At 66.5% G+C, this 24,338-nt stretch carries 25 protein-coding genes; 7 read left to right on the top strand and 18 right to left on the bottom strand.

The genetic code is table 11. The features are described 5' to 3' along the window. Positions 1-453: 453 nt before the first annotated feature. Entirely contained in the window at positions 454-1,653 is a 1,200-nt protein-coding gene (tyrS, locus tag BMZ19_RS16745) for a tyrosine--tRNA ligase (RefSeq protein WP_090312728.1), read from the bottom strand. Between the two features lie 178 nt (positions 1,654-1,831). Between tyrS and BMZ19_RS16740 the strand changes: the two genes are divergently transcribed. Next, complete coding sequence (locus BMZ19_RS16740; RefSeq protein WP_090312724.1) at positions 1,832-3,211, top strand: peptidoglycan DD-metalloendopeptidase family protein; 1,380 nt, start codon at positions 1,832-1,834, stop codon at positions 3,209-3,211. Positions 3,212-3,214: 3 nt separating this feature from the next. Next, the gene (locus BMZ19_RS16735) at positions 3,215-4,303 is read left to right on the top strand and encodes an anhydro-N-acetylmuramic acid kinase (protein ID WP_090312723.1); all 1,089 of its coding nucleotides are present in this window, start codon (positions 3,215-3,217) and stop codon (positions 4,301-4,303) included. A 60-nt stretch (positions 4,304-4,363) separates the two neighbouring features. Here BMZ19_RS16735 and erpA read toward each other — a convergent pair whose 3' ends face one another. The 3 genes from erpA to argC all read right to left on the bottom strand — a co-directional run bounded on the left by erpA (position 4,364) and on the right by argC (position 6,625). Continuing rightward, positions 4,364-4,714, bottom strand: a complete 351-nt coding sequence (gene erpA / locus BMZ19_RS16730) for an iron-sulfur cluster insertion protein ErpA (protein ID WP_090312722.1) — start codon at positions 4,712-4,714, stop codon at positions 4,364-4,366. Between the two features lie 166 nt (positions 4,715-4,880). Next, positions 4,881-5,591, bottom strand: a complete 711-nt coding sequence (locus BMZ19_RS16725; protein WP_090312721.1) for a DUF6776 family protein — start codon at positions 5,589-5,591, stop codon at positions 4,881-4,883. Continuing rightward, positions 5,591-6,625, bottom strand: a complete 1,035-nt coding sequence (gene argC, locus BMZ19_RS16720) for an N-acetyl-gamma-glutamyl-phosphate reductase (RefSeq protein ID WP_090312720.1) — start codon at positions 6,623-6,625, stop codon at positions 5,591-5,593. The genes BMZ19_RS16725 and argC overlap by 1 nt, the downstream gene beginning before the upstream one ends. A gap of 139 nt (positions 6,626-6,764) precedes the next feature. On the opposite strand from argC, the gene hemJ reads away from it, so the two are divergent. Both hemJ and BMZ19_RS16710 read left to right on the top strand, forming a co-directional pair. Further along, entirely contained in the window at positions 6,765-7,193 is a 429-nt protein-coding gene (gene hemJ, locus BMZ19_RS16715) for a protoporphyrinogen oxidase HemJ (protein ID WP_090312719.1), read from the top strand. An 82-nt stretch (positions 7,194-7,275) separates the two neighbouring features. Continuing rightward, entirely contained in the window at positions 7,276-8,064 is a 789-nt protein-coding gene (locus tag BMZ19_RS16710; protein ID WP_090312718.1) for an SDR family NAD(P)-dependent oxidoreductase, read from the top strand. A 9-nt stretch (positions 8,065-8,073) separates the two neighbouring features. On the opposite strand, the gene BMZ19_RS16705 is transcribed toward BMZ19_RS16710, so the two are convergent. Further along, entirely contained in the window at positions 8,074-9,555 is a 1,482-nt protein-coding gene (locus BMZ19_RS16705) for an AAA family ATPase (protein ID WP_090312717.1), read from the bottom strand. A gap of 98 nt (positions 9,556-9,653) precedes the next feature. Between BMZ19_RS16705 and BMZ19_RS16700 the strand changes: the two genes are divergently transcribed. Further along, positions 9,654-9,992 (top strand): histidine triad nucleotide-binding protein, encoded by a 339-nt coding sequence (locus BMZ19_RS16700; RefSeq protein WP_090312716.1) that lies wholly within the window; start codon positions 9,654-9,656, stop codon positions 9,990-9,992. 84 nt (positions 9,993-10,076) lie between these two features. Then, positions 10,077-10,724: a 2-polyprenyl-3-methyl-6-methoxy-1,4-benzoquinone monooxygenase gene (coq7, locus tag BMZ19_RS16695; RefSeq protein WP_090312715.1), complete on the top strand. Its 648-nt coding sequence runs from the start codon at positions 10,077-10,079 to the stop codon at positions 10,722-10,724. Positions 10,725-10,789: 65 nt separating this feature from the next. Here coq7 and speD read toward each other — a convergent pair whose 3' ends face one another. Together speD and BMZ19_RS16685 are read right to left on the bottom strand one after the other, a co-directional pair. Beyond that, positions 10,790-11,584: an adenosylmethionine decarboxylase gene (gene speD / locus BMZ19_RS16690; RefSeq protein WP_090312714.1), complete on the bottom strand. Its 795-nt coding sequence runs from the start codon at positions 11,582-11,584 to the stop codon at positions 10,790-10,792. 242 nt (positions 11,585-11,826) lie between these two features. Next, complete coding sequence (locus BMZ19_RS16685; protein ID WP_090312713.1) at positions 11,827-12,249, bottom strand: OsmC family protein; 423 nt, start codon at positions 12,247-12,249, stop codon at positions 11,827-11,829. A gap of 236 nt (positions 12,250-12,485) precedes the next feature. Between BMZ19_RS16685 and crp the strand changes: the two genes are divergently transcribed. Further along, positions 12,486-13,130, top strand: coding sequence for a cAMP-activated global transcriptional regulator CRP (gene crp, locus BMZ19_RS16680; RefSeq protein ID WP_090312712.1), 645 nt, complete (start codon positions 12,486-12,488; stop codon positions 13,128-13,130). Positions 13,131-13,193: 63 nt separating this feature from the next. Here the strand turns inward: crp and trpC are convergent, their stop codons facing one another. From trpC to BMZ19_RS16625, 11 genes are all read right to left on the bottom strand, one after another. Further along, complete coding sequence (trpC, locus tag BMZ19_RS16675; protein WP_090312711.1) at positions 13,194-13,997, bottom strand: indole-3-glycerol phosphate synthase TrpC; 804 nt, start codon at positions 13,995-13,997, stop codon at positions 13,194-13,196. Beyond that, positions 13,994-15,040, bottom strand: a complete 1,047-nt coding sequence (gene trpD / locus BMZ19_RS16670) for an anthranilate phosphoribosyltransferase (protein WP_090312710.1) — start codon at positions 15,038-15,040, stop codon at positions 13,994-13,996. Before trpD ends, trpC begins: the two co-directional genes overlap by 4 nt. Then, positions 15,040-15,633, bottom strand: a complete 594-nt coding sequence (locus tag BMZ19_RS16665; protein WP_090312709.1) for an aminodeoxychorismate/anthranilate synthase component II — start codon at positions 15,631-15,633, stop codon at positions 15,040-15,042. Before BMZ19_RS16665 ends, trpD begins: the two co-directional genes overlap by 1 nt. Positions 15,634-15,646: 13 nt before the next feature. After that, the gene (trpE, locus tag BMZ19_RS16660) at positions 15,647-17,125 is read right to left on the bottom strand and encodes an anthranilate synthase component I (protein WP_090312708.1); all 1,479 of its coding nucleotides are present in this window, start codon (positions 17,123-17,125) and stop codon (positions 15,647-15,649) included. Positions 17,126-17,301: 176 nt separating this feature from the next. After that, positions 17,302-17,955, bottom strand: coding sequence for a phosphoglycolate phosphatase (locus BMZ19_RS16655; protein WP_425287179.1), 654 nt, complete (start codon positions 17,953-17,955; stop codon positions 17,302-17,304). Positions 17,956-17,999: 44 nt separating this feature from the next. Further along, positions 18,000-18,674, bottom strand: coding sequence for a ribulose-phosphate 3-epimerase (rpe, locus tag BMZ19_RS16650; RefSeq protein WP_090312706.1), 675 nt, complete (start codon positions 18,672-18,674; stop codon positions 18,000-18,002). Between the two features lie 83 nt (positions 18,675-18,757). Then, the gene (locus BMZ19_RS16645) at positions 18,758-19,795 is read right to left on the bottom strand and encodes an ABC transporter substrate-binding protein (RefSeq protein ID WP_090312705.1); all 1,038 of its coding nucleotides are present in this window, start codon (positions 19,793-19,795) and stop codon (positions 18,758-18,760) included. A 32-nt stretch (positions 19,796-19,827) separates the two neighbouring features. Then, complete coding sequence (locus BMZ19_RS16640) at positions 19,828-20,655, bottom strand: ABC transporter permease (RefSeq protein ID WP_090312704.1); 828 nt, start codon at positions 20,653-20,655, stop codon at positions 19,828-19,830. Positions 20,656-20,668: 13 nt separating this feature from the next. After that, a complete protein-coding gene (locus tag BMZ19_RS16635) occupies positions 20,669-21,916 on the bottom strand; it encodes an ABC transporter permease (protein WP_090312703.1) in 1,248 nt (415 codons plus the stop codon). 129 nt (positions 21,917-22,045) lie between these two features. Beyond that, the gene (locus tag BMZ19_RS16630; protein WP_090312702.1) at positions 22,046-23,077 is read right to left on the bottom strand and encodes an ABC transporter substrate-binding protein; all 1,032 of its coding nucleotides are present in this window, start codon (positions 23,075-23,077) and stop codon (positions 22,046-22,048) included. A gap of 55 nt (positions 23,078-23,132) precedes the next feature. Then, positions 23,133-24,242: an ABC transporter ATP-binding protein gene (locus BMZ19_RS16625; RefSeq protein WP_090312701.1), complete on the bottom strand. Its 1,110-nt coding sequence runs from the start codon at positions 24,240-24,242 to the stop codon at positions 23,133-23,135. Between the last annotated feature and the right edge of the window lie 96 nt (positions 24,243-24,338).

Below are 24,338 nucleotides of genomic sequence, written 5' to 3'. Positions count from 1 at the left end.
CCATGATCAAACTCTTCAGTTCACATCATTGCGGGTTTTGAGAAAACCCTAAACTTGGCTCAGCAATCGCAAATAAACTCATGAATTCACGAGACTACTTGTGATGCTGATAATCTTGCGACTGTCAGTCTTATCTCACAAGCACCCACACGAATTGCTTGATTCAACTTGTTAAAGAGCGTTTCGATCAAGTCTTTCGTCTCAACCGAGGCCGCGAATTCTACAGCAGCCTTGCATTCTGTCAAGCGTTTTTCGAAATTTTCTTTTCTACTCAACCACTTGCGTAACTCTCTCGCTGCCGTAACCCGGAGGCCGCTGCAGCGAGGAGGCGAATAATACAGCCTTAAAAAAGACTGTCAACACCCAGAACACACTTCTTTCCAGCAACGCCAGCAGACACGCTGCCGACCACGGCACAGGAAAGGGCTTCCTTGTACAGAAGCCCCCTCCTTATTACCCCGCAAGCACGGCAATGCGGGCGAAGGCCTTCTTCCCCGCCTGACAAACATAGACCTTGCCCGGCACGAACACGAAGTCACGGTCCACCACCACGCCATCCACCTTCACGCTGCCGGCATTCAGCATGTCGCGCGCGGTTGCCGCATTCTTGGTCAGCCCGGCCTTGTTCAGCACCGCGGCCACCGACATCGGCTCGGCGGAGAGCAACTCCACCTCCGGCAGATCCTCGGGCAGCTCGCCATCCTTCAGGCGATTGCCCGCCGCACGATGCGCGCCAGCGGCCGCCTCCTCGCCATGGAAGCGCGCGACAATCTCTTCAGCCAGCTTGATCTTGATATCGCGAGGATTGGCACCCCGCTCGACATCGCGACGGAACTCATCGATCTCCGCCATCGGCCGAAAGCTCAAGAGTTCGAAGTAGCGCCACATCAGCGCATCGGGGATCGACACCAGCTTGCCGTACATGACACCCGGAGCCTCCTGGATACCGATGTAATTGCCGAGCGACTTGGACATCTTCTTGACCCCATCCACCCCCTCGAGCAACGGCATGGTCAGAATCACCTGAGACTCCTGCCCGTAGGCGCGCTGCAGCTCGCGCCCCATCAGCAGGTTGAACTTCTGGTCGGTACCACCCAGCTCGACATCCGCACGCAGCGCCACGGAGTCGTAGCCCTGCACTAGGGGGTAGAGGAATTCGTGGATGGCAATCGACTGGTTGCCGGTGTAGCGCTTGTGGAAGTCGTCGCGCTCGAGCATCCGCGCCACCGTGTACTGCGAGGCCAGCCGAATGAAATCGGCTGGCGACAGCTGATCCATCCAGGTCGAGTTGAACGCCACTTCGGTTTTTGCCGGGTCCAGAATCTTGAACACCTGAGCCTTGTAGGTCTCGGCGTTCTCCAGCACCTGCTCGCGAGTCAGTGGCGGGCGGGTGGCATTCTTGCCACTGGGGTCGCCGATCATCCCGGTGAAGTCGCCGATCAGGAAGATGACCTGATGCCCCAGCTCCTGGAACTGGCGCAGCTTGTTGATCAGGACAGTATGCCCAAGGTGCAGGTCCGGGGCGGTTGGATCGAAACCGGCCTTGATCCGCAGCGGCTGACCGCGCTGCAGCTTGGCCACCAGTTCTGCCTCGACCAGAATCTCTTCTGCACCGCGCTTGATCAGCGCCAGTTGCTCTTCGACCGACTTCATGAAGCTGCCCATACCGACATGAAAAAAGGGGCAGTCACCATACAAGATCGCGCAAAATTTACAAAGTCTGCGCGGTCGTCCGCAACCACGCATCGCAAAGCGGCCACCCTCAGGTTGCCTCAAAGACCCTTTGGTTATAATTTAGACGGTTATTGCACCCCAAAGAACCCTACCCGCCATGACGGATTCGTCCAGGAACTCACCCCTATACCCGAAAAGCCACCTGCTGGCTGCCAGCGGGATTGCGGCGCTGCTGAGCCTGACCCTGCTGATTTTTCCCAGCAGTCAGGTAGAAGCCAAGAAAACCCTGCTCTCACTCGACGTGGAGAGCAGCGCTAGCCTATCAATCGACAAAGACAATGACGTTCTGCCTGCAGCGCTGGTCACCACCACCGCAGATCAAAGCACGCAACCGAGCGCTGGCGCCAACCAACCAGCCTCCGCCGCCGAGGCGCCGCGCGAGAGCCTGATCACCGTCAGCCGCGGTGATACTTTGTCCAGTGTGTTTGCCAAGGCAGCCCTGCCGGCCGACACCCTGCACACCTTGCTGGCCAGCAACAAAGAAGCCAAGCAACTGACCCACATCAAACCGGGTCAAGTCATCCAGATCACTCGCAACGCCCAAGGCGAGCTCGAGTCAATGAGTTCGCGCCTGAGCAGACTGGAAAGCGTACACGTCACCCGCACCGCCAAGGGCTTCAGCGTCAAGCGCGAGCTGCTCAAGCCGAGCATTCGCCAGTCCTATGCCCGCGGCACCATCGACAGCTCGCTGTTCGTTGCTACCAAGCGTGCCGGGCTGTCGCACAAACTGGCCCTCGACCTGGCCAACATCTTCGGTTACGACATCGACTTTGCCCTCGACATCCGTGAAGGCGACGAATTCGAGGTGGTCTACGAGGAAAAAGTGGTCGATGGCAAGGTAGCCGGCAGCGGCAACCTGCTCGCCGCCCGCTTCACCAACCGCGGCAAGACCTATACCGCCGTGCGCCACACCGACCGCCAGGGCAACAGCACCTACTACAGGGCCGATGGCAGCAGCATGCGCAAGGCCTTCATCCGCACACCGGTCGACTTTGCCCGCATCAGCTCACGTTTTACCAACGCCCGCCGCCATCCGGTGCTGAACAAGATCCGCGCGCACAAGGGGGTTGATTACGCCGCCCGACCCGGCACCCCGATCAAGGCCACCGGCGACGGCAAGATCATCCTCGCCGGACGCAAGGGAGGCTACGGCAATACCGTGGTCATTCAGCACGGACAACGCTACCGCACCCTGTATGCCCACATGAAGGGCTTCGCCAAGGGCATCCGCAACGGCAGCCAAGTCACCCAGGGGCAAATCATCGGCTACGTCGGCACCACCGGCCTGTCCACCGGCCCCCACCTGCACTACGAGTTCCAGGTCAACGGCACGCACGTCGACCCGCTGAGCCAGAAGCTGCCGATGGCCGACCCTATCGCCGGCGCCGAACGCAAGCGCTTCCTCCAGCAGAGCCAGCCCCTGCTGGCGCGCATGGATCAGGAGCGCACGTCGCTGCTGGCCCTGAACAAGCGCTAGGCCATGCCGCTCTATATCGGCGTGATGTCCGGGACCAGCCTGGACGGCCTGGACATCGCTCTGGTGGAGCAGGCGGGGACCACCCGCCTGCTCGCCTCGCACTACACCCCCATGCCGGCCGACCTCGGTCGCCAGCTGCTCGAACTGTGCCGTAGCGGCGACGACGAAATCGCCCGCGGCGCGCTGGCCGAGCAGCAGTGGGCCCGGCTCGCCGCAGAGGCCATCCACGAACTGCTCCAGCGCGAACAGCTGCACCCGCGGCAGATTCGCGCCATCGGCAGTCACGGGCAGACCGTGCGACACGAGCCACAGCGCGGCTTCACCGTACAGATCGGCAATCCGGCGCTGCTCGCCGAACTCACCGGCATAGGCGTGGTGAGCGACTTCCGGCGCCGCGACGTGGCCGCCGGTGGCCAGGGTGCCCCGCTGGTACCGGCTTTCCACCAGGCGCTGTTCGGCAGCGCACAGCGACGCGCCATTCTCAATGTCGGCGGCTTCAGCAACCTGACCCTGTTGGCGCCACAACAGCCGGTGCGCGGCTTCGACTGCGGCCCCGGCAATGTGCTGCTGGATGCCTGGATTCGCCGCCACCACGGCGTGGCCTTCGACCGCGACGGCGCCTGGGCGGCCAGCGGCCGCGTGGATCAAGCGCTGCTGCAGATCCTGCTGGGGGACGCTTACTTCAGTCTGCATGGCCCGAAAAGCACCGGCCGGGAGCACTTCAACCTCGACTGGCTGCTGGAGCGGCTGCAGCAGCTACCTCCTCTGGCTGCAGAAAACGTGCAGGCGACCCTGCTCGAACTGACCGCCAGCAGCATCGCCACCGCCCTGCAGCAGAACTTGCCCGCCGCGGAAGAGCTGCTGGTCTGCGGTGGCGGCGCACACAACCTGCGCCTGATGCAGCGCCTGGCCGAACTGCTGCCCGGTTGTTCGGTCGCCAGCACCGACACTCGCGGCCTGCCGGCCGACTGGATCGAGGCGATGGCCTTCGCCTGGCTGGCCCACTGCTGCCTGGAAGGCATTGCCGCCAACTGCCCGGAAGTCACCGGTGCGAGCGGCCCGCGCATCCTCGGCGCCGTCTACCCGGCCTGATCCGCCCCAACGAAAACGCCGCGCAAAGGCGCGGCGTTTTTTCGGCAGCACCCACTCGTCTCAGATCGAGAACGATTGCCCGCAGCCACAGGTGGTGGTGGCGTTCGGATTCTTGATCACGAAGCGCGAGCCCTCCAGGCCCTCCTGATAGTCCACCTCGGCACCCACCAGGTACTGGAAGCTCATCGGGTCGACCACCAGTCTCACGCCATCGCGCTCGATCACGGTATCGTCCTCGGCCTGCTCCTCATCGAAGGTGAAACCGTACTGGAAGCCCGAGCAGCCCCCTCCGGTCACGAATACTCGCAACTTGAGGCGGGGATTACCCTCCTCTTCAACCAGGCTCTTCACCTTGTTGGCCGCCCCTTGGGTGAACTGCAGCGAAGCGGGGGTGAAGGTTTCAATACTCATGTCAAGAACTCCAGGCGCGCAGCCGTCTTGCAACACAGAGGCGACGCATTATCGCTCACCTAGCGAAACGGTCAACTAATCTGCCACATCAACTGCGCCGTGCAATAGGACCGCAGCGGCGGCCGCGGTTACTGTTCGACGCTACCAATCGCCACTGACCGCGCGATCACTGCAACTCCGCCCAGCTGAAACGGCGCTCCAGCGGTTGCGGCTGCCCCTTCACGCTCGCCCGCAGACGGATCTCCTGCGGCTCGAAATCCTCCGGCAGCTCCAGCTCGGCAAAGCGCACACCTTCGGGAATCGCCTGGAAATGCCGAAAGGCAAAGGCCAAACCCTCGGCAGGCAGCGCCTCGATCAGCGGCAGAGCCTTGGCCTGCCCCTTGAGGTGACCGTGCAGCTCGATCTGCAGGCTGCCCTCCAGCTTCTGCTCGGCGGAACCGACCCGGCTGAGCAGAATCTTGTAACGGAAGCGCCGCGGATCTTCCGTGCCCTGCAGCTCGAACGCCCGAATCTGCAAGCCATGACGGGCGCTTCCCGGCGCCAGCACCTCCTTGTAGGTCGCCAGCTCCTGCTGCAGCTGGAAGATCTGCTGCTCGAGTTGCTTGATGGTCTGGCGGCTCCGCTCGGCGGCCTGCTGAGCCAGGCGCCCACCGCTTTCCTGTACCGCCAACTGGCGGCGCAGCTGCTCCAGTTCGACGCTGCGCACCTGCAGCTGCTCCGTCTGCACCCGCGATTGCACAAGCAGTGGGCCGAGCTTGCGCTCGCTCTGCCAGTAGCCGGCGAAGAACGCCGCCGGCAACGCCAGCAGCAGTGCGAGTGGTACCCCATAGCGGGCTCGTCCGCGCAGCGCTGGCAACTCGCCGCGCGGAGTCGTCATCAGGGCAGCAGGGCCGCGTGCGACAGCCCCATGCGCTCATCCAGGCCGAACAGGATGTTCATGTTCTGCACCGCCTGACCGGAAGCGCCCTTGACCAGGTTGTCGATCACCGACAGCACCACCACCAGGTCACCCCCCTGCGGCCGGTGCACGGCGATACGACAGACGTTGGCGCCGCGCACGCTGCGGGTTTCCGGATGGCTGCCGGCCGGCATCACGTCGACGAACGGCTCATTGGCATAGCGCTGCTCGAACAGCGCCTGCAGGTCGACGCTGCGGTCGGCCACGCGCGCGTAGAGGGTGGCGTGGATGCCGCGGATCATCGGCGTCAGGTGCGGCACGAAGGTCAGGCCGACCTCCCCGCCGGCGGCGCGGCGCAGGCCCTGACTGATTTCCGGCAGGTGGCGGTGCCCCTTGACCGCGTAGGCCTTCATGCTTTCGCCGGCCTCGCTGAACAGCGAGCCGACACTGGCCCCCCGGCCGGCACCGCTGACCCCGGACTTGCAGTCGGCGATCAGGGTCGCCGGATCGGCCAGGCCGGCCTCCAGCAGCGGAATCAGACCGAGCTGGGAGGCCGTCGGATAGCAGCCCGGCACGGCGATCAGGCGCGCGCCCTTGATCGCCTCGCGGTTGACCTCCGGCAGGCCGTAGACCGCCTCGGGTAGCAGCTCCGGTGCACCGTGCGGTTGGCCGTACCACTTGCCCCACTCCTCGGCATCCTGCAGGCGGAAGTCGGCGGACAGGTCGATCACCCGGGTGCCGGTGGCCAGCAGCTCGCCGGCCAGGGCGTGGGCCACGCCGTGCGGGGTGGCGAAGAACACCACGTCGCAGGCACCCAGCCGGGCCACGTCCGGCACGCTGAAGCACAATTGGTCGTAGTGGCCGCGCAGATTGGGGTACATGTCGACAACCCGCACGCCCTCCTCAGAACGCGAGGTGATCACCTCCACCTGCGCTTGCGGATGCTGGGCCAGCAGGCGCAGCAACTCCACACCGGTATACCCGGTACCCCCAACAATGCCGACCTTGATCATCTCGTGTCCCCGCGGGCCATCTGTGAAAAACAATAGTACGCCATGATAAGGCCGCGGCCCGGCCCGGCCAACCGCGGGATGACGCCGTGGCGGACATGCGACTACCATCAGCGCCGACCTCAAGCAAAAGGACTCCCGCATGCTCTACCTGTGGCTCAAGGCCCTGCACATCATCGCCATCGTCTGCTGGTTCGCCGGCCTGTTCTACCTGCCGCGCCTGTTCGTCTACCACGCGATGAGCGAAGACGCCGCCAGCCGCGAGCGCTTCTGCATCATGGAGCGCAAGCTGTACCGCGGCATCATGGGCCCCTCGATGATCGCCACCCTGGTGTTCGGCATCTGGATGCTGGTGCTCAACCCCGGCCTGTTCGCCACCGGCGGCTGGCTGCACGCCAAGCTGACCCTGGTGGCCCTGCTGATCGGCTACCACCACGGCTGTGGCGCACTGCTCAAGCGCTTTGCCCGCGGCGACAACCAGCGCAGCCACGTGTTCTACCGCTGGTTCAACGAGGTGCCGGTGCTGTTCCTGCTGGCCATCGTCATCCTCGTGGTGGTCAAACCGTTCTGATCTCCGGGTGCAGCCGACGGGCGCCGAGCGGAGTACACTGCGCGCCCTCGCGCTGTCGGCGCCCGGCCATGGAGACCCCCGCATGCCCCGTTATGCCCTGATCACCGGCGCGTCCAGCGGCATTGGCCTGGCCCTGGCCGAAGCACTGGCGCGACGCGGTCATGCCCTGATCCTGGTTGCCCGCGAGCGTCCGGCGCTGGAAAGCATTGCCTGCGAGCTGAGCCAGCGCTTCGGCGTCGAGGTGATGTTCCGCGTCTGCGACCTGACCGAGCCGCTGCAGCTGTCCGGCCTGCTCTACGAGCTGGAGCAGTGCGACTATCAGGTCGACCTGCTGATCAACAATGCCGGCGCCACTTGCGCCGGCAGCTTTCTCGAGCAGGACTGGCAGCGCGAGCGCAAGCTGCTTGAGCTCAACGTGTTCGCTCTGTCGCGGCTGTGCCACGCCCTCGGCAACGCCATGGTTGGCCGCGGCAGCGGAAAGATCCTCAACGTCGCCTCGCTGGCCGCCTTCCAGGCGGGCCCGTGGATGAGCAGCTACTACGCCAGCAAGGCCTTCGTGCTGCACTTCTCCGAAGGCCTCGGCGAGGAGCTGCGGCCGCTCGGCGTGCAGGTCGCGGCGCTGTGCCCCGGCCCGGTGCGCACGCCGTTCTGGCGCAACGCACGCCTCGACATGCGTCCGCTCAAGGACAGCCCGTGGCTGATGAATGCCGAGCAGCTGGCCCTGCTCGCCCTGCGCGGCCTCGATCGCGGCCAGCCGGTGATCGTGCCCGGCTGGCGCAACCGCCTGCTGGCCATCGCCGCCCGCCTGACTCCGCGCACCCTGGCGCGACGCCTGACCGCCCGCCTCAACCGGCAGCTGCTGCCGCGCTGAGGCGCCCGCTCAGTCGGCGCGCACCGTGCGCTCCGCCGCCCAGGCACGCAGTGCCGCCAGCTCCTCAGCCATCACCACCGACAGCGGCGCGGTCTGCTGCAGGGTCTGCAGCAGCAGGAGCTGATCCACCGCGCACTGGCGCGCCTGCGCGGCGTACAGCGCACTGACTACCGCCTGCTCGATCTCCGCCCCGGAAAAGCCCGCGCTGGCCGCCGCCAGCAGCGCCAGGTCGAACTGCCCCGGCTCCAGCTCGCGGCGCACCAGGTGGATGCGGAAGATCTCCGCACGCACCCCCGTATCCGGCAGGTCGACGAAGAACAGCTCGTCGAAGCGGCCCTTGCGCACCAGCTCCGGCGGCAGGCGGTGGATGGCGTTGGCGGTGGCCACCACGAACACCGGCGCCTTGCGCTCGGCCATCCAGGTCAGCAGGGTACCGAGCACCCGCTGGCTCACCCCGCCGTCGTGGTCGCCACTGGCCAGGCCCTTCTCGATCTCGTCCATCCACAGCACGCAGGGCGCCATCTGCTCGGCCATCTTCAGCGCCTCGCGCAGGTTGCGCTCGGTCTCGCCGAAGTACTTGTTGTACAGGCAGGCAAAGTCCAGGCGCAGCAGCGGCAGGCCCCACAGCCCGGCCACCGCCTTGGCCGCCAGGCTCTTGCCGCCGCCCTGCACACCGACCAGCAGCACGCCGCGCGGCAGGTCGCCGGCGTCCACGGCGAGGAACGCCTCGCGGCGCTCGTCGAGCCAGCGCTTGAGATTGGCCAGGCCGCCGACCTCGGCAAAGCGCGCCGTCTCGTACTCGAAGCCGAGCACGCCATCCATGTCGAGCAGCTGGAAGCGCGCGCGGTTGAGTTCCGGCAGGTCGTCCTGGGTGATGGCGCCGTCGTTGCAGATCACGTTGCGCGCCAGCAGGCGCGCCTCGGCGTGAGCCAAGCCGCGCAGATTCTTCACCAGCTGCTGCAGGGTGCGGTTGTCGGTGCGCACCCGCACGCCGTGGTTGCGCTCGCTCCAGCGCTGCGCCTCCTCGCGGACGATGGCCAGCAGCTCGTCCTCGCCGGGCAGCGCCAGGCTGAAGCGCGCGGCCAGGCGCTGCAGCTCGGCCGGCAGCTTGAGCGCATGGGAGACCAGCACCAGGGTCGGCCGCTGGTTGCCCGGCGCCATCGCCACCTCCTTGAGCAGGCGCACCAGACGCGGGCTGTCGGCCAGGAACGGATGCAGGTCGCAGAACACGTAGAGATTGGCCTGCGGGTCGGCCTTGACCAGGCGCAGCGCCACCTCCGGCTCGCGACTGTCGCCCTCGCCCAGCGGCTCGCCACCGAAACCCAGGCGCTGCACGCCCTCGGTCACCGACCACAGGTACAGCCCCAGGCCGCGGCGGACCGCCAGCGCGCCGAGGGTTTCCAGCACCCGCTGCTCGTCCCAGGACTCGACGACGATCAGGCGCACGCGCGAATCGAGCACCAGGCCCAGGTCATGAATATCGTTCTTCACACGGACTCCTTGCTGTGTGGCAGCTTGTGGGGGTGGGCGACAGCGGGTGGCGCCGCTACACTCGAGCGACCCGCATCAGCAACTCTGGAGATACGCTTGTGGACTGCCTGTTCTGCAAGATCGTCAACGGCGCCATACCGGCGCGCAAGCTCTACGAGGACGACCAGGTCGTCGCCTTCCACGACATCGGCCCGCAGGCGCCGGTGCATTTTCTCGTGATTCCGAAAAAGCACATTGCCACCCTTCACGATATCGGCGAAGAGGACAAGACTCTGGTCGGCCACATCGTCCATACCGCCCAGCGCCTCGCCCGCGAGCAGGGCTGCGAGGAAGGCTTCCGCGTGGTGATGAACTGCAACGAGCAGGGCGGACAGACCGTCTACCACATCCACATGCACGTGCTCGGCCAGCGCCAGATGCACTGGCCGCCGGGCTGATCGCCACTGCCGCCTGATCCCGCTCAAGTCCGGCGTCGAGCGCTTGCGCCAGACTTGCCGACCCAGCCCTTCCGGAGGTCGCCGATGACCAGCGAACGCCACTACTCTCCCCTGGATCGCGCCCTGCTGCAGGCCGATGCCGCCCTGCGCACCCTGCTGCCGTTCAGCGGCCAGCCGACCCGCCCATCGCCGGCCCTGCCACAAGACGAGGTCACCCTCGACGAGGCCGAGGCCAGGCACGTCTGCGGCCTGATGCGCATCAACCATACCGGCGAGGTCTGCGCCCAGGCGCTGTATCAGGGCCAGGCGCTGACCGCCCGGCTGCCGCAGGTGCGCAGCGCCATGGAGCAGGCCGCCGACGAGGAGATCGACCACCTGGCCTGGTGCGAGCAGCGCATCCGCGAGCTGGGCGGCCGCCCCAGCCTGCTCAACCCGCTGTTCTACGGCCTGTCGTTCGGCATCGGCGCCACCGCCGGGCTGATCAGCGACCGGGTCAGCCTGGGCTTCGTCGCCGCCACCGAGGACCAGGTGGTCAAGCACCTCGACGAGCACCTGGCCCAGCTGCCCCATGGCGACCAGCGCTCGCAGGCGATCCTCGAGCAGATGCGCGCGGACGAACTGCAGCACGCCACCGCGGCGCTGGATGCCGGCGGCCTGCGCTTCCCGGCACCGGTCAAGGCCGGCATGAGCCTGCTGTCCAAGGTGATGACCAAGGCCACCTATCGCCTCTGAGCCACAGCCGCCAGACACAAAAAAGGGCATCCCACGGGATGCCCTTTTTTGTGGTACAGAAAATCTCAGCGCGGCATGTTGCGGCCGTAGAAGATCTCCAGCATCTCGTGACGGACCCGCTCTTCCACCTGCTCGCGCTGCTCGGCGGACAGATTGCTGGCCGCATCGCCGAACAGGTAGTTGTCCAGGTCGAAGTCCTTGAGCAGCATCTTGGTGTGGAACAGGTTTTCCTGATACACGTTGACGTCGGTCATCTGGTACGCCTCCTTGGTATCGTCGGAGAGGTACTTCTGGATCGAGTTGATCTCGTGGTCGATGAAGTGCTTTTTGCCCTCCACGTCACGGGTGAAGCCGCGCACGCGGTAGTCTACGGTGACGATGTCCGAGTCGAACGAGTGGATCAGGTAGTTGAGCGCCTTCAGCGGCGAGATCACCCCGCAGGTCGACACGTCGATGTCGACGCGGAAGGTGGCGATGCCTTCCACCGGATGGATTTCCGGATAGGTGTGCACCGTGATGTGGCTCTTGTCCAGGTGCGCGAGGATGGTCTCCTTCAGCGGGCCCGGCGACTCCTCGATCTGGCTGTCGGTGGGCTCCACCGGCTGCTCGGAGATCAGGATGGTCACGCTGGCGCCCTGCGGATCGTAGTCCTGGCGGGCGATGTTGAGGATGTTCGCGCCGATGATCTCGACCACATCGGTGAGGATCTGCGTCAGGCGCTCGGCATCGTAGACCTCGTCGATGTACTGGACGTAGGCCTGCTGATCTTCCGGCGTCTCGGCGTAGCAGATGTCGTAGATGTTGAAGCTCAAGGTCTTGGTCAGGTTGTTGAAGCCATGGAGCTTGAGTTTGCTTTTCACCGTCGGTAACTCCCAATGTGTGCGGCGCAGCCGCGGTTGTGGCATGCCCGTCAGATACTCGCGGCACCTGCGTAGGACGGCTTGCACCTCTTCGCGTTGGCGACTGGCAATGAAGAAGGCGCCGCGCGATCCTGGGGATCGCGCGGCGCCTGAAAAAATGAAGCGCAACATTATGCCGATGCCGGCCGCGCTCGCCTAGAGCCTGCCGGCAGTTTGTGACCGGGTGGCTACCCTGGCAGGGATCAGCCCAGCTCGACGATCTCGTAGCTGTGGCTGACTTCCACGCCGCCGCGGGCCAGCATGATCGACGCCGAGCAGTACTTGTCCGCCGACAGCTCGACCGCGCGCTTGACCTGTGCCTCCTTGAGGCCGCGACCCTTGACCACGAAGCGCAGGTGGATCCTGGTGAACACCTTGGGCTCGCTGTCGGCGCGCTCGGCCTCGAGGAAGGCTTCGCAGCTCTCCACCGCCTGGCGCGACTTCTTGAGGATGCTGACCACGTCGAAACTGCTGCAGCCGCCCAGGCCGAGCAGGAGCATCTCCATCGGCCGCACACCCAGATTGCGCCCGCCACTCTCGGGTGGACCGTCCATCACTACCACATGGCCGCTGCCCGACTCGCCAAGGAACATGGCCTCGCCGGCCCACTGGATGCGTGCTTTCATCAGCCTGACTCCGTGCTCAAAAAAAGTGCAACAGTCTAACATAGCAACGGGACGGCTCTCTTTCGTCGGTGCTCTGTGACCGGCAGCGCATTTTTCGGCTATTGTCCCCCGGGGGGCTGTTAAGCTGACGCCGCATTACTGGCACACTGGCCCACCTATATAAAGACACGATAAAAATACGGACTTGATACTGCCTGTACTATCGGGCTTATTTCCTTAACCTTTAGGGACCGGGCATGGTTGCTATCAGCCTCACACCAAAGATCAAGAACCTCGACAAGCTGCTCGCGCATTGTCACCGCCGTCGCTACACGGCCAAGAGCACCATCATCTATGCCGGTGATCGCTGCGAAACCCTGTTCTTCATCATCAAGGGTTCGGTGACCATCCTCATCGAGGACGACGATGGCCGCGAGATGATCATCGCCTACCTCAACCCCGGCGACTTCTTTGGCGAGATGGGCCTGTTCGACCGCGAAGGCAACGAGCAGGAGCGCAGCGCTTGGGTGCGCGCCAAGACCGAATGCGAAGTGGCCGAGATCAGCTACGCCAAGTTCCGCGAGCTGACCCAGCAGGACCCGGAAATCCTCTACACCCTCGGCAGCCAGATGGCCGATCGCCTGCGCAAGACCACCCGCAAGGTCGGCGACCTGGCCTTCCTCGACGTCACCGGCCGCGTCGCCCGCACCCTGCTCGAGCTGTGCAAGCAGCCGGACGCCATGACCCATCCCGACGGCATGCAGATCAAGATCACCCGCCAGGAAATCGGCCGCATCGTCGGCTGCTCGCGGGAGATGGTCGGTCGCGTGCTCAAGGCCCTCGAGGAGCAGGGCCTGGTCAACGTCAAGGGCAAGACCATGGTGGTGTTCGGCACCCGCTGAAGCACGCCACTCCAACGCAAAAGGCCGTCCCTCGGGACGGCCTTTTGCGTTCGGCAGATGAACTCAGCCGGGGAAGAACAGCCGGCGCAGCTCCTCGCCGGGCTCTTGGGCGCGCATGAACGCCTCGCCGACCAGGAAGCCCCACACCTCGTGGCGCTCCATCAGCTCGACATCGGCGCGGGCGAGGATGCCGCTCTCGGTGACCACCAGGCGATCCTGCGGGATGCGCGGCAGCAGGTCGAGGGTGGTCTGCAGCGACACCTCGAAGCTGTGCAGGTTGCGGTTGTTGATGCCCAACAGCGGGGTGTCGAGCAGCTTGAGCGCACGCTCCAGCTCGGCGCCGTCGTGCACCTCGACCAGCACGTCGAGGTTGTGCTCCCTGGCCACCTGCGCCAGCTCGACCAGTTGGCCGTCGTCCAGGCAGGACACGATCAGCAGCACGCAGTCGGCGCCGATGGCGCGCGCCTCGACCACCTGGTAGGGGTCGATGAGGAAGTCCTTGCGGATCACCGGCAGCGAACAGGCGGTGCGCGCCTGCTGCAGGTAGGCGTTGCTGCCCTGGAAGAAGTCGACGTCGGTGAGCACCGACAGGCAGGTGGCGCCGCCGGCCTCATAGCTCTTGGCGATCTCCGCGGGCAGGAAGGGCTCGCGGATCACCCCCTTGCTCGGCGAGGCCTTCTTCACCTCGGCGATCACCGCCGGCCGGCGCTGCGCCGCCTGCTGTAGCAGGGCGTGGGCGAAGCCACGCGGCGCATCGGCCACCCGGGCCCGTGCCTCCTGCTCGGCCAGGCTGACCGCCGCGCGGGCGGCGGCGATTTCCTCGACCTTGCGGGCGACGATCTTTTCCAGCACGGTTGGCACGCTCATGCCTGGTTCTCCACTTTGAACACGTTGGTGAAGGCGGCCAGCTCGTCCAGCTTCTCGCGGGCCAGGCCCGTGTGCAGGGCGTCGTGAGCCAGCTGCACACCCTCCTTGAAGCTCGACGCGTGATCGGCGGCGTACAGCGCGGCACCGGCGTTGAGAATGATCATCTCGGCGGCCTTCTGGCCGGCCTCGGTCTGCCGGCGACCGAGGGCGTCGCGGATCAGCGCCAGCGACTGTTCGGCACCCTCGACGTTGAGGCCGATCAGGCTCTGGCTCTTGATGCCGAAGTCTTCCGGCTGCACGCGGTACTCGCTGACCACGCCGTCCTTCAGTTCGGCGACATGGGTCGGTGCGGCCAAGCTGACCTCGTCGAGGCCATCCTGGGCGTGCACCACCAGCACGTGCTGGCTGCCCAGACGCTGCAGCACCTCGGCCAGCGGTCGGCACAGCGCCTGGCTGAACACACCGAGCACCTGGTGGCGCACCCCGGCCGGATTGGCCAGCGGGCCGAGCATGTTGAAGATGGTGCGCAGGCCCAGCTCGCGGCGCGCCGCCGCGGCGTGGCGCATGGCGCCGTGGTGGGCCGGGGCGAACATGAAGCCCACCCCCACGGTCTCGATGCAGCGCGCCACCTGCTCGGGGCTCAGATCCAGGTAGATCCCCGCCGCCTCCAGCAGGTCGGCGCTGCCGCTCTTGCCGGACACCGCGCGGTTGCCGTGCTTGGCCACCTTGCCGCCGGCGGCGGCGACCACGAAGGCCGCCGCGCTGGAGACGTTGAAGATGTTCATGCCGTCGCCGCCGGTGCCGCAGGTGTCGACCAGGCGCTCGCCGGCGACCCGCACCGGCGCGGCCAGCTCGCGCATCACCTGCACGGCGCCGACGATCTCGTCGATGCTCTCGCTCTTCATGCGCAGGCCCATCAGGAAGGCGCCGATCTGCGCGTCGCTGCACTGGCCGGTCATGATCAGGCGCATCACGTCCTGCATTTCCGCGGTGGAGAGGTCGAGGTTGTTGACCACCCGGTTGAGGGCTTCCTTGATGTCCATCAGCGCACGCCTCCGCTCTGCTTCAAGAAGTTGGCCAGCAGCTCGTGGCCCTGTTCGGTAAGGATCGATTCGGGGTGGAACTGCACGCCCTCGACGTTGAGGGTCTTGTGGCGCAGGCCCATGATCTCGTCGACCGCGCCGTCCTCCAACCGGGTCCAGGCGGTGACTTCCAGACACTCGGGCAGGCTCTCGCGGCGCACCACCAGCGAGTGGTAGCGGGTCACGGTGAGCGGGTTGGCCAGGCCGGCGAACACGCCCAGGTCGCGGTGGAACACCGGGCTGGTCTTGCCGTGCATGGCCACCCGCGCACGCACCACCTCGCCGCCGAAGGCCTGACCGATGCTCTGGTGACCGAGGCACACGCCGAGCAGCGGCAGCTGGCCGGCGAACTCGCGGATCACCGCCAGCGACACGCCGGCCTCGTTGGGCGTGCAGGGACCGGGAGAAATCACGATGCGCTCGGGATTGAGGGCGCGGATCTGCTCCACGCTCAGCTCGTCGTTGCGCACCACCTCGACCTCGGCCCCCAGTTCGCCGAAGTACTGCACCAGGTTGAAGGTGAAGGAGTCGTAGTTGTCGATCATCAAGAGCATGGCGGTATCCCCTTCACTCTGCACTTTGTTCGGCCAGGGCCACCGCGCGGAACATCGCGCGGCGCTTGTTGAGGGTTTCTTCCCACTCCAGCGCGGGCACCGAGTCGGCGACGATGCCGGCGCCGGCCTGCACGTGCAGCTCGCCGTCCTTGATCACCGCGGTGCGGATGGCGATGGCGGTGTCCATGTTGCCGTTCCAGGCCAGGTAGCCCACCGCGCCGCCGTAGACGCCGCGCTTGACCGGCTCCAGCTCGTCGATGATTTCCATGGCGCGGATCTTCGGCGCCCCGGACAGGGTGCCGGCCGGCAGGATGGCGCGCAGGGCGTCCATCGCCGAGAGCTCCGGCTTCAAGTGGCCGGTGACGTTGGAGACGATGTGCATCACGTTGGAATAGCGCTCGATGACCATCTGCTCGGTGACCTTCACCGAGCCGGTGGCGGACACGCGACCGACGTCGTTGCGGCCGAGGTCGATCAGCATCAGGTGCTCGGCCAGCTCCTTGGTGTCGGACAGCAGGTCCTTCTCCAGCGCCAGGTCGGCCTCCTCGGTCGTGCCGCGCGGACGGGTGCCGGCGATCGGCCGCACGGTGACCAGGCCGTCCTCGACGCGCACCAGCACCTCGGGCGAGCTGCCGACCACGTGGAAGTCGCCGAAGTTGAAGAAGTACATGTACGGCGTCGGGTTGATGGTGCGCAGCGCGCGGTACAGGTCGATCGGCCCGGCCTGGAACGGGATCGACATGCGCTGGGAGATCACCACCTGCATGCAGTCGCCGGCGAGAATGTACTCCTTGATGGCGCGTACCGCGTGCTCGAAGTCGTCGTGGCTGAAGCTGGAGCGGAACAGCGGCTCCTTGCCCGGCGGCGCATTCAGGTCGACGCCCAGGCGCGGGGTGATCGGCTGACGCAGGCGCGCAACCAGCGCATCCAGCTGGGCCAGGCCCTGCTCGTAGGCACCTGCCTCGCTGGGGTCGGCGAGGACGATGGCGTGCAGCTTGCCGGCCAAATTGTCGAACACCACCACCGCGTCGGAGACCATCAGCAGGATGTCCGGGGTGCCCAGCGGATCGGGGTTCGGGCAGGCGCCGAGGCGCTGCTCGACGTAGCGCACGCTGTCGTAGCCGAAGTAGCCGACCAGGCCGCCGTTGAAGCGCGGCAGGCCGGGCAGAGTCGGCACGTTGTAGCGCGCCTTGAACTGTTCGACGAAGGCCAGCGGGTCGGCGCAATCGTGGCGCTCGGTCTCGATGCCGTCGACCGTCACCCGCGCCTGGTGGCCGTGCACGCGCAGCACGGTGCGGCTGGGCAGGCCGATAATCGAGTAGCGCCCCCACTTCTCGCCACCCTGCACCGATTCGAGCAGGTAGGAGTTGGGGGCGTCGGCCAGCTTCAGGTAGATGGACAGCGGGGTATCGAAGTCGGCGAGGGTTTCGCGGGCGAGCGGGATGCGGTTGTAGCCGGCAGCGGCCAAGCGCAGGAATTCTTCACGGGTCATGATCAGCCTCGGGGCCTGGAAAACGGTCGAAATGCAAACGCGCCGGCGAGCCGGCCAGGGACGATGTCAGGCGCGCCAGCGCCAGCGGGCCAGAGCCTTGATGACCTTCATCCACAATTTGCAGGTGACCACCACGATCTGATCTCTTCGGCGGGGTTTGAACACGTGCAGGCACACTAGCGCAGCACTGCGCACGAATCAACCAACTGGCGCAGATCGTCGAGCACCAGCGCCGGACTCTCCAGGGCGATCGGCTCGCCGTGGTTGTAGCCGTAGGACAGCGCCACGCAGGCGACCCCCGCCGCCTTGGCGGCGCGCACGTCGTTGCGCGAGTCGCCGACGAACACTGCTTCGCCGGCGGCGACGCCGGCCTGCTCCAGCACCCAGAACAGCGCGGCCGGATCGGGCTTCTGCTGCGGGAGGGTGTCGCCGCCGACGATCCACTGGAAATAGCCGCCGAGGCCCTTGTCCGCCAGCAGCTCGGGCAGGAAGCGCGCCGGCTTGTTGGTGATCAGCGCAAGCCGAACGTCGCGCTCGCGCAGCCAGTCGAGGGTCTCGCGCACGCCGGGATAGACGCGGGTCAGCTCGTGGTTGTCGGCGTAGGCGTCCATGAACAGCGCCAGCGCCTCGGCGGCCACCGCCTCGTCCACCCCGTCGTGGACCAAGTCGCCGGCCAGCGCGCGGCGCACCAGCACCCGCGCGCCGTTGCCGACCCACAGGCGCACCCGCTCGCTGCCGGCCGGCGGACGGCCGAGGGTGGCGAGCATGCGGTCCACCGCGGCGGCCAGGTCGGGCACCGAGTCGACCAGGGTACCGTCCAGGTCGAACATCGCCAGACGCGGCAGGCGCCCGGCGAACAGCTCGGCAAGTGCGGTCACGAACGGACCTTGGCCAGCTCGGCGCGCATGGCGTCGATCACCGCCTTGTAGTCGGGCTGGTTGAAGATCGCCGAGCCGGCGACGAAGGTGTCGGCACCGGCGGCGGCGATCTCGGCGATGTTGGCGACGTTCACACCGCCGTCGATCTCCAGACGGATGCCGCGGCCACTGGCGTCGATCAGCGCGCGCGCCTCGCGCAACTTGTCGAGGGTACCGGGGATGAACTTCTGTCCGCCGAAGCCTGGGTTGACGCTCATCAGCAGGATCATGTCGACCTTGTCCATCACGTGCTTCAGGCAGTCCAGCGGGGTGGCTGGATTGAACACCAGGCCGGCCTTGGCGCCGCCGTCCCTGATCAACTGCAGCGAGCGGTCGATGTGCTCGCTGGCTTCGGGATGGAAGGTGATGTAGCTGGCGCCGGCGTCGATGAAGTCGCCGATGATCCGATCCACCGGCTTGACCATCAGGTGGGCGTCGATCGGTGCGGTGATGCCGTACTTGCGCAGCGCGGCGCAGACCATCGGGCCGATGGTCAGGTTGGGCACGTAGTGGTTGTCCATCACGTCGAAGTGGACGATGTCGGCGCCGGCGGCGAGGACGTTGTCCACCTCCTCGCCCAGGCGGGCGAAATCGGCGGAGAGGATCGACGGGGCGATGGCGAAGGGCTGCATGGATACCTCGGGGCGGGAAGCCGAAAAGCTAAAGTTTCCAGCTTCACCGGGCCGCGGGCAAGGGTTGCCGCGGCCCGGCGTTTTCAGGCGTCCTTGAGCCAGGCGGCGAAACGCTGCTCCAGCGCCGGCCCGTGCCGGCTCCAGAACGCCGCGTCCATAGCCAAGGCCCCGGCGATGTTCTGCTCGGCGGTGGGCAGTTCGGCGGCCACCTGCGGGCTGAGCAGCTGCAACGCCCGGCGGTTGGTGGGGCCGTAGGCGATGCGCTCGGCGAACGCCTTCTGCTGCTCGGGCTGGCTGGCGAAGGCGACGAAGCGCCGGGCCAGCTCGCCCTTGCGCACGCCCTTGGGCAGCGCCCAGTAGTCGAAGTCGTAGATGCTGCCGGTCCACACCAGATTGATCGACTGCCCGGTGCGGGCGGCGCTGACCCGGCCATTGTAGGCGGCGCTCATCACCACGCTGCCCTCGGCAAGCGCACGGATCGGCTCCGCGCCGGCCTTCCACCAGTGGATATGCGGCTTGAGCTCGTCGAGCTTGCGGAAGGCGCGCGCGACCCCTTCGTCGCTGCCCAGCACCTGGTAGACGTCCTGCGCGGCGACCCCGTCGGCCATCAGCGCGAACTCCAGATTGTAGCGCGCACCCTGACGCAGGCCGCGCTTGCCCGGCAGGCGCCTGACGTCCCAGAAGTCGCTCCAGCCGCTGGGCGCCTTGGCCACCCGCTGCGGGTCATAGGCCAGCGCCATCGACCAGACGAAGACCCCCACGCCACAGGGCTGCAGCGCCCCGGGCACGAAGTCGACCGGATTGCCGGCGAGGGCCGGATCGAGGCGCTCGAACAGGCCCTCCTCGCAGCCGCGCTTGAGCTCGGGAGACTCGACCTCGACCACGTCCCAGGAGACATGGCTCATTTCCAGCTTGGCGCGCAGCTTGACCAGGTCTCCGTTGTAGGCGCCATGCACCACCTTGTCGCCGGTAGCCTGCTTGAACGGAGCGTAGAAGGCCTCGCGCTGCGCCTTCTGGTTGGCCCCGCCGAAGGAAATCACCGTCACGTAGTCGGCCAGCGCCGGCGCCACCGCGCCGCCCAGCAAGGCGACCAGCAGACCGCCCCTGCATACCTGCATCATGCTCACTCTCCGTCTGTGCATGGAATTGTCCGTTACTCCGGCAGCTGGGTGCGCAGCTTCTCGCTGCGGCCGCGCAGCCACTCGAGGGTCAGCAGCATCACCACCGAGAAGCCGATCAGCAGGGTGGCGGCGGCGGCGATGGTCGGGCTGAGGTTCTCGCGGATGCCGCTGAACATCTGCCGCGGGATGGTGGCCTGCTCTGGGCCGGCAAGGAACAGGGTCACCACCACCTCGTCGAACGAGGTGGCGAAGGCGAACAGCGCCCCGGAGATCACCCCCGGCGCGATCAGCGGCAGGGTCACCCGGAAGAACGCGGTCAGCGGCGGCGCGCCGAGGCTGGCGGCGGCGCGCACCAGGTTCTGGTTGAAGCCCTGCAGGGTGGCGGTCACGGTGATGATCACGAAGGGCACGCCGAGCACTGCATGCACCAGGATCAGCGAGATGTAGCTGTTGCCCAGGCCCAGCGGGGCGAAGAACAGGTAGCTGGCCACCGCGACGATCACCACCGGCACCACCATCGGCGAGATCAGGATGCCCATCAGCAGGGCCTTGCCACGGAATTCGCCGCGGGTCAGGCCGATCGACGCCAGGGTGCCGAAGGTCATCGCCAGCACGGTGGCGGCCGGGGCGATGATCAGGCTGTTCTTCAGCGCGCGCAGCCACTCGCTGGCGGTGAAGAAGTCCTCGTACCAGCGCAGCGAGAAGCCCTGCAGCGGGTAGACCAGGAAGGTGCCGGAATTGAACGACAGCGGGATGATCACCAGCACCGGCAGGATCAGGAACAGCAGGATCAGGCCGCACAGGGTGCGCAGGCTGTAGTACCAGATCCGCTCGACGGGCGACATGTACGGGCTCAGCATGGCGATTCTCCTCTCAACCCAGGCGCAGGCGGCTGGCGCCGACCAGCCAGTTGTAGATCACGTAGAGCAGCAGGGTGGCGGCCAGCAGCAGGCCGCCCAGCGCCGTGGCCATGCCCCAGTTGATGGTGGTGTTGGTGTAGAAGGCGACGAAGTAGCTGATCATCTGGTCGTTCGGGCTGCCCAGCAGCGCCGGGGTGATGTAGTAGCCGATCGACAGGATGAACACCAAGAGGCCACCGGCGCCGACCCCGGCCAGGGTCTGCGGGAAGTACACGCGCCAGAAGCTGGCGAACGGATGGCAGCCGAGCGACACCGCGGCGCGCATGTAGGTCGGCGAGATGCCCTTCATCACGCTGTAGATCGGCAGGATCATGAACGGCAGCATGATGTGCACCATCGAGATGTACACGCCGGTGCGGTTGAACACCAGCTGCAGCGGCTCATCGATGATGCCCAGCGCCTGCAGCGCGCCGTTGATCAGTCCGCCCGACTGCAGCAGCACGATCCACGCCGCCACGCGCACCAGGATCGAGGTCCAGAACGGCAGCAGCACGAGGATCATCAGCAGGTTGCTCTGCCGCGCCGGCAGGTTGGCCAGCAGGTAGGCCAGCGGATAGGCCAGCACCAGGCAGATGGCGGTGATCACCAGGCCCATCCAGAAGGTGCGCGCGAAGATCTCCAGGTAGATCGCCTGGTCCGGGGTGGCCGGCGCCAGCTCGCCCAGTTCGTCGACGCGATGGTCGAGGGCGGCCAGCAGGTAGTAGGGGGTGACGCCGCTGGCGTTGCGGCGGATGGCCTGCCAGTAGGCCGGGTCGGCCCAGCGCTCGTCGATGCGCTCCAGCGCCTCCCGGTACGAAGCCGGCTCGCTGGTCAGCGGCAGCTGGCGCGCGGTCTTCGCCAGCAGGCTGCGGTAGCCGGGCAGCTCCATGTTCAGGCGCTTGGACAGATCGCCCAGGCTCTTCTGCTGGCGAGCCTGCGCCAGCTCCGTGCTGAACGCCTGATAGACCGGCTCCGGCGGCAGGCCGCGGCCGTCCCAGGCGTCGATCGCCGCGACCGTGCGCGGCAGGGCGCCGACCACCTCGGGGTTGTCGACGCTGCGCCAGAGCAGCGCACCGATCGGCACCAGGAAGGTCAGCAGCAGGAATGCCAGCAGCGGCAGGATCAACGCCTGCGACTTCAGGCGATTCACCCGCTCGGCGCGCGCCAGGCGCTGCTTGAGGTTCGGGCCGGCGGCGCCGACAGGGGACAGTGCGAGGGGCATGGCCAACTCCGCGAATCAGGAGGAAAACTGCCCCTCGCGCAACCGCAGCCGAGGGGCCGGAGAGACGCGGCATCCGCGCCGCTCCCCGAGCCTCGCCGATTCGGACGAGGCGACCTGCATGGGCACCTGTTACTTGGCGGCCCAGGCGTTGAAGCGCTGTTCCAGCTGCTCGCCGTAGTCGGCCCAGAAGGTCACGTCGATGGCCACCTGGTTGGCGATGTTCTCCGGGGTGGTCGGCATCAGCGTCAGGCGCTCCTTGGGCAGCAGGTCGATGGCCTTCTTGTTGGCCGGGCCGTAGGCGATGTTCTCGGCGTAGGCCTTCTGCTGCTCGGGCTGTACGGAGAAGGCGATGAACTCGCGGGCGGCCTCCTGGTCCTTGGCGCCCTTGGGGATGGCCCAGGCGTCGAAGTCGTAGATGCCACCGTCCCAAACCATCTTCAGGTTGCTTTCGCCCTGTACCGCGGCGATGCGGCCGTTGTACGCCGAGCTCATCACCACGTCCCCGGAGGCCAGATATTGCGGCGGCTGCGCGCCGGCTTCCCACCACTGGATGTGCGGCTTCAGCTCGTTGAGCTTCTTGAAGGCGCGATCGACGCCCTCCTCGGTGGCCAGCACCTGGTAGACATCCTTGGGCGCCACGCCGTCGGCCATCAGGGCGAACTCGAGGGTGTACTTGGCGCCCTTGCGCAGGCCGCGCTTGCCGGGGAATTTCTCCACGTCCCAGAAGTCGGCCCAGCTGGTGGGCGCGGTCTTCAGCTTGTCGGCGTTGTAGGCCAGCACGGTCGACCAGACGAAGAAACCGACGCCGCACGGCTGGATGGCGCCGTCGATGTAGTCGGCCGGGTTGCCGAACTGCGCCGGATCGAGCTCCTCGAATAGCCCCTCGTCACAGCCGCGCGCCAGCTCCGGCGACTCCACCTCGACCAGGTTCCAGCTCACGCTGCCGGTATCGACCATGGCCTTGACCTTGGCCATTTCGCCGTTGTACTCGCCGGCCACCACCTTGTGCTTGCTGACCTTTTCGAAGGGTTCGTAGAACGCCTTGGTCTGCGCCTGCTTGTTGGCGCCGCCGAAGGAAATGGTGGTCAGATCGGCCGCCACGGCCGACAGGGTGCAACCCAGGCCCAGGGTCAGGGCCGCGAACCGCAGGGATTTCGACATTTATTCTTCTCCAGGATGCTGCGTTGGGGGTACTTGCCACTCTCGGATCGCGGCCCTATTCCGCCGTCAGCGGATCGAGGGCGCGGACGTGTTCCACCTGCCAGCCGAGCGGCACCACATCGCCCACCGCCAGGGCGGGGTCGAGTTCGGCGATCGGCTGCTTGACGAAGAAGTTGTTCTGCCCGGCCACCTCCAGACGCACGCGCACGTGGTCGCCGAGGTAGATGAACTCGGCCACCCGCCCGGAAAAGCGGTTGTCGCAGGCGCTGCTGTGGCCGTTGATGCGCACCCGCTCGGGACGCACCGACAGGCTGACCTGCTCGCCCGGCTGGCCTACACGCACCGCCAGCGCCTCGACCTGCTCGCCGCGCGGCAGCTCGACCACGCAGCGCTCGCCGGTCTGGCTGACCAAACGGCCGTTGATGCGGTTGTTCTCGCCGATGAAGTTGGCGACGAAGGCGTTGCACGGCTCCTCGTACAGCTGGCGCGGCGAGGCGATCTGCTGGATCTCGCCCTGGTGGAACACCGCCACGCGGTCGGACATGGTCAGCGCCTCGCCCTGGTCGTGGGTGACGTAGACCACGGTGACGCCGAGGCGCTGGTGGAGGTGCTTGATCTCCATCTGCATGTGCTCGCGCAGCTGCTTGTCCAGCGCGCCGAGCGGCTCGTCCATCAGCACCAGCTGCGGCTCGAACACCAGCGCACGGGCCAGCGCCACGCGCTGCTGCTGGCCGCCGGACATCTGCGCCGGGTAGCGCCCGGCCAGGGCCTCCAGCTGCACCATGCCCAGTGCCCGCGCGACCCGCTCGGCGATGTCGCTCTTGCTGACGCCGCGCACGCTGAGCGGGAAGGCGAGGTTCTCGGCCACGGTCATGTGCGGGAACAGCGCGTAGTTCTGGAACACCATGCCGATGTCGCGCTTGTGCGGCGGCAGCTTGTTGATCGCCCGGCCGCCAAGGAGGATCTCGCCGGCGGTGGGGGTCTCGAAACCGGCCAGCATCATCAGGCTGGTGGTCTTGCCCGAGCCGGACGGCCCGAGCAGGGTGAGGAATTCGCCCTTGCGAATGTCCAGATTGAGATCCTTGACGATCAGGTTCTCGCCGTCGTAGCTCTTCTGCACGCCGCGGAAGCTAACCAGAATGTCGTTGCCTTGCGTCTCGGCCATGACCGCACCTGTAGGTGTGTGGGGACTATGACCACAGAGTAGGCGGGGACAGGCAGCCGGCAAATCGGCGGGCAGGACGACATTGCCTAGGCGCGA

The organism is Pseudomonas linyingensis, assembly GCF_900109175.1.
Taxonomy (GTDB): Bacteria; Pseudomonadota; Gammaproteobacteria; order Pseudomonadales; family Pseudomonadaceae; genus Geopseudomonas; species Geopseudomonas linyingensis.
Note: the sequence above shows the minus strand (reverse complement) of the source record. Positions and strands in the feature narration are given on the sequence as shown.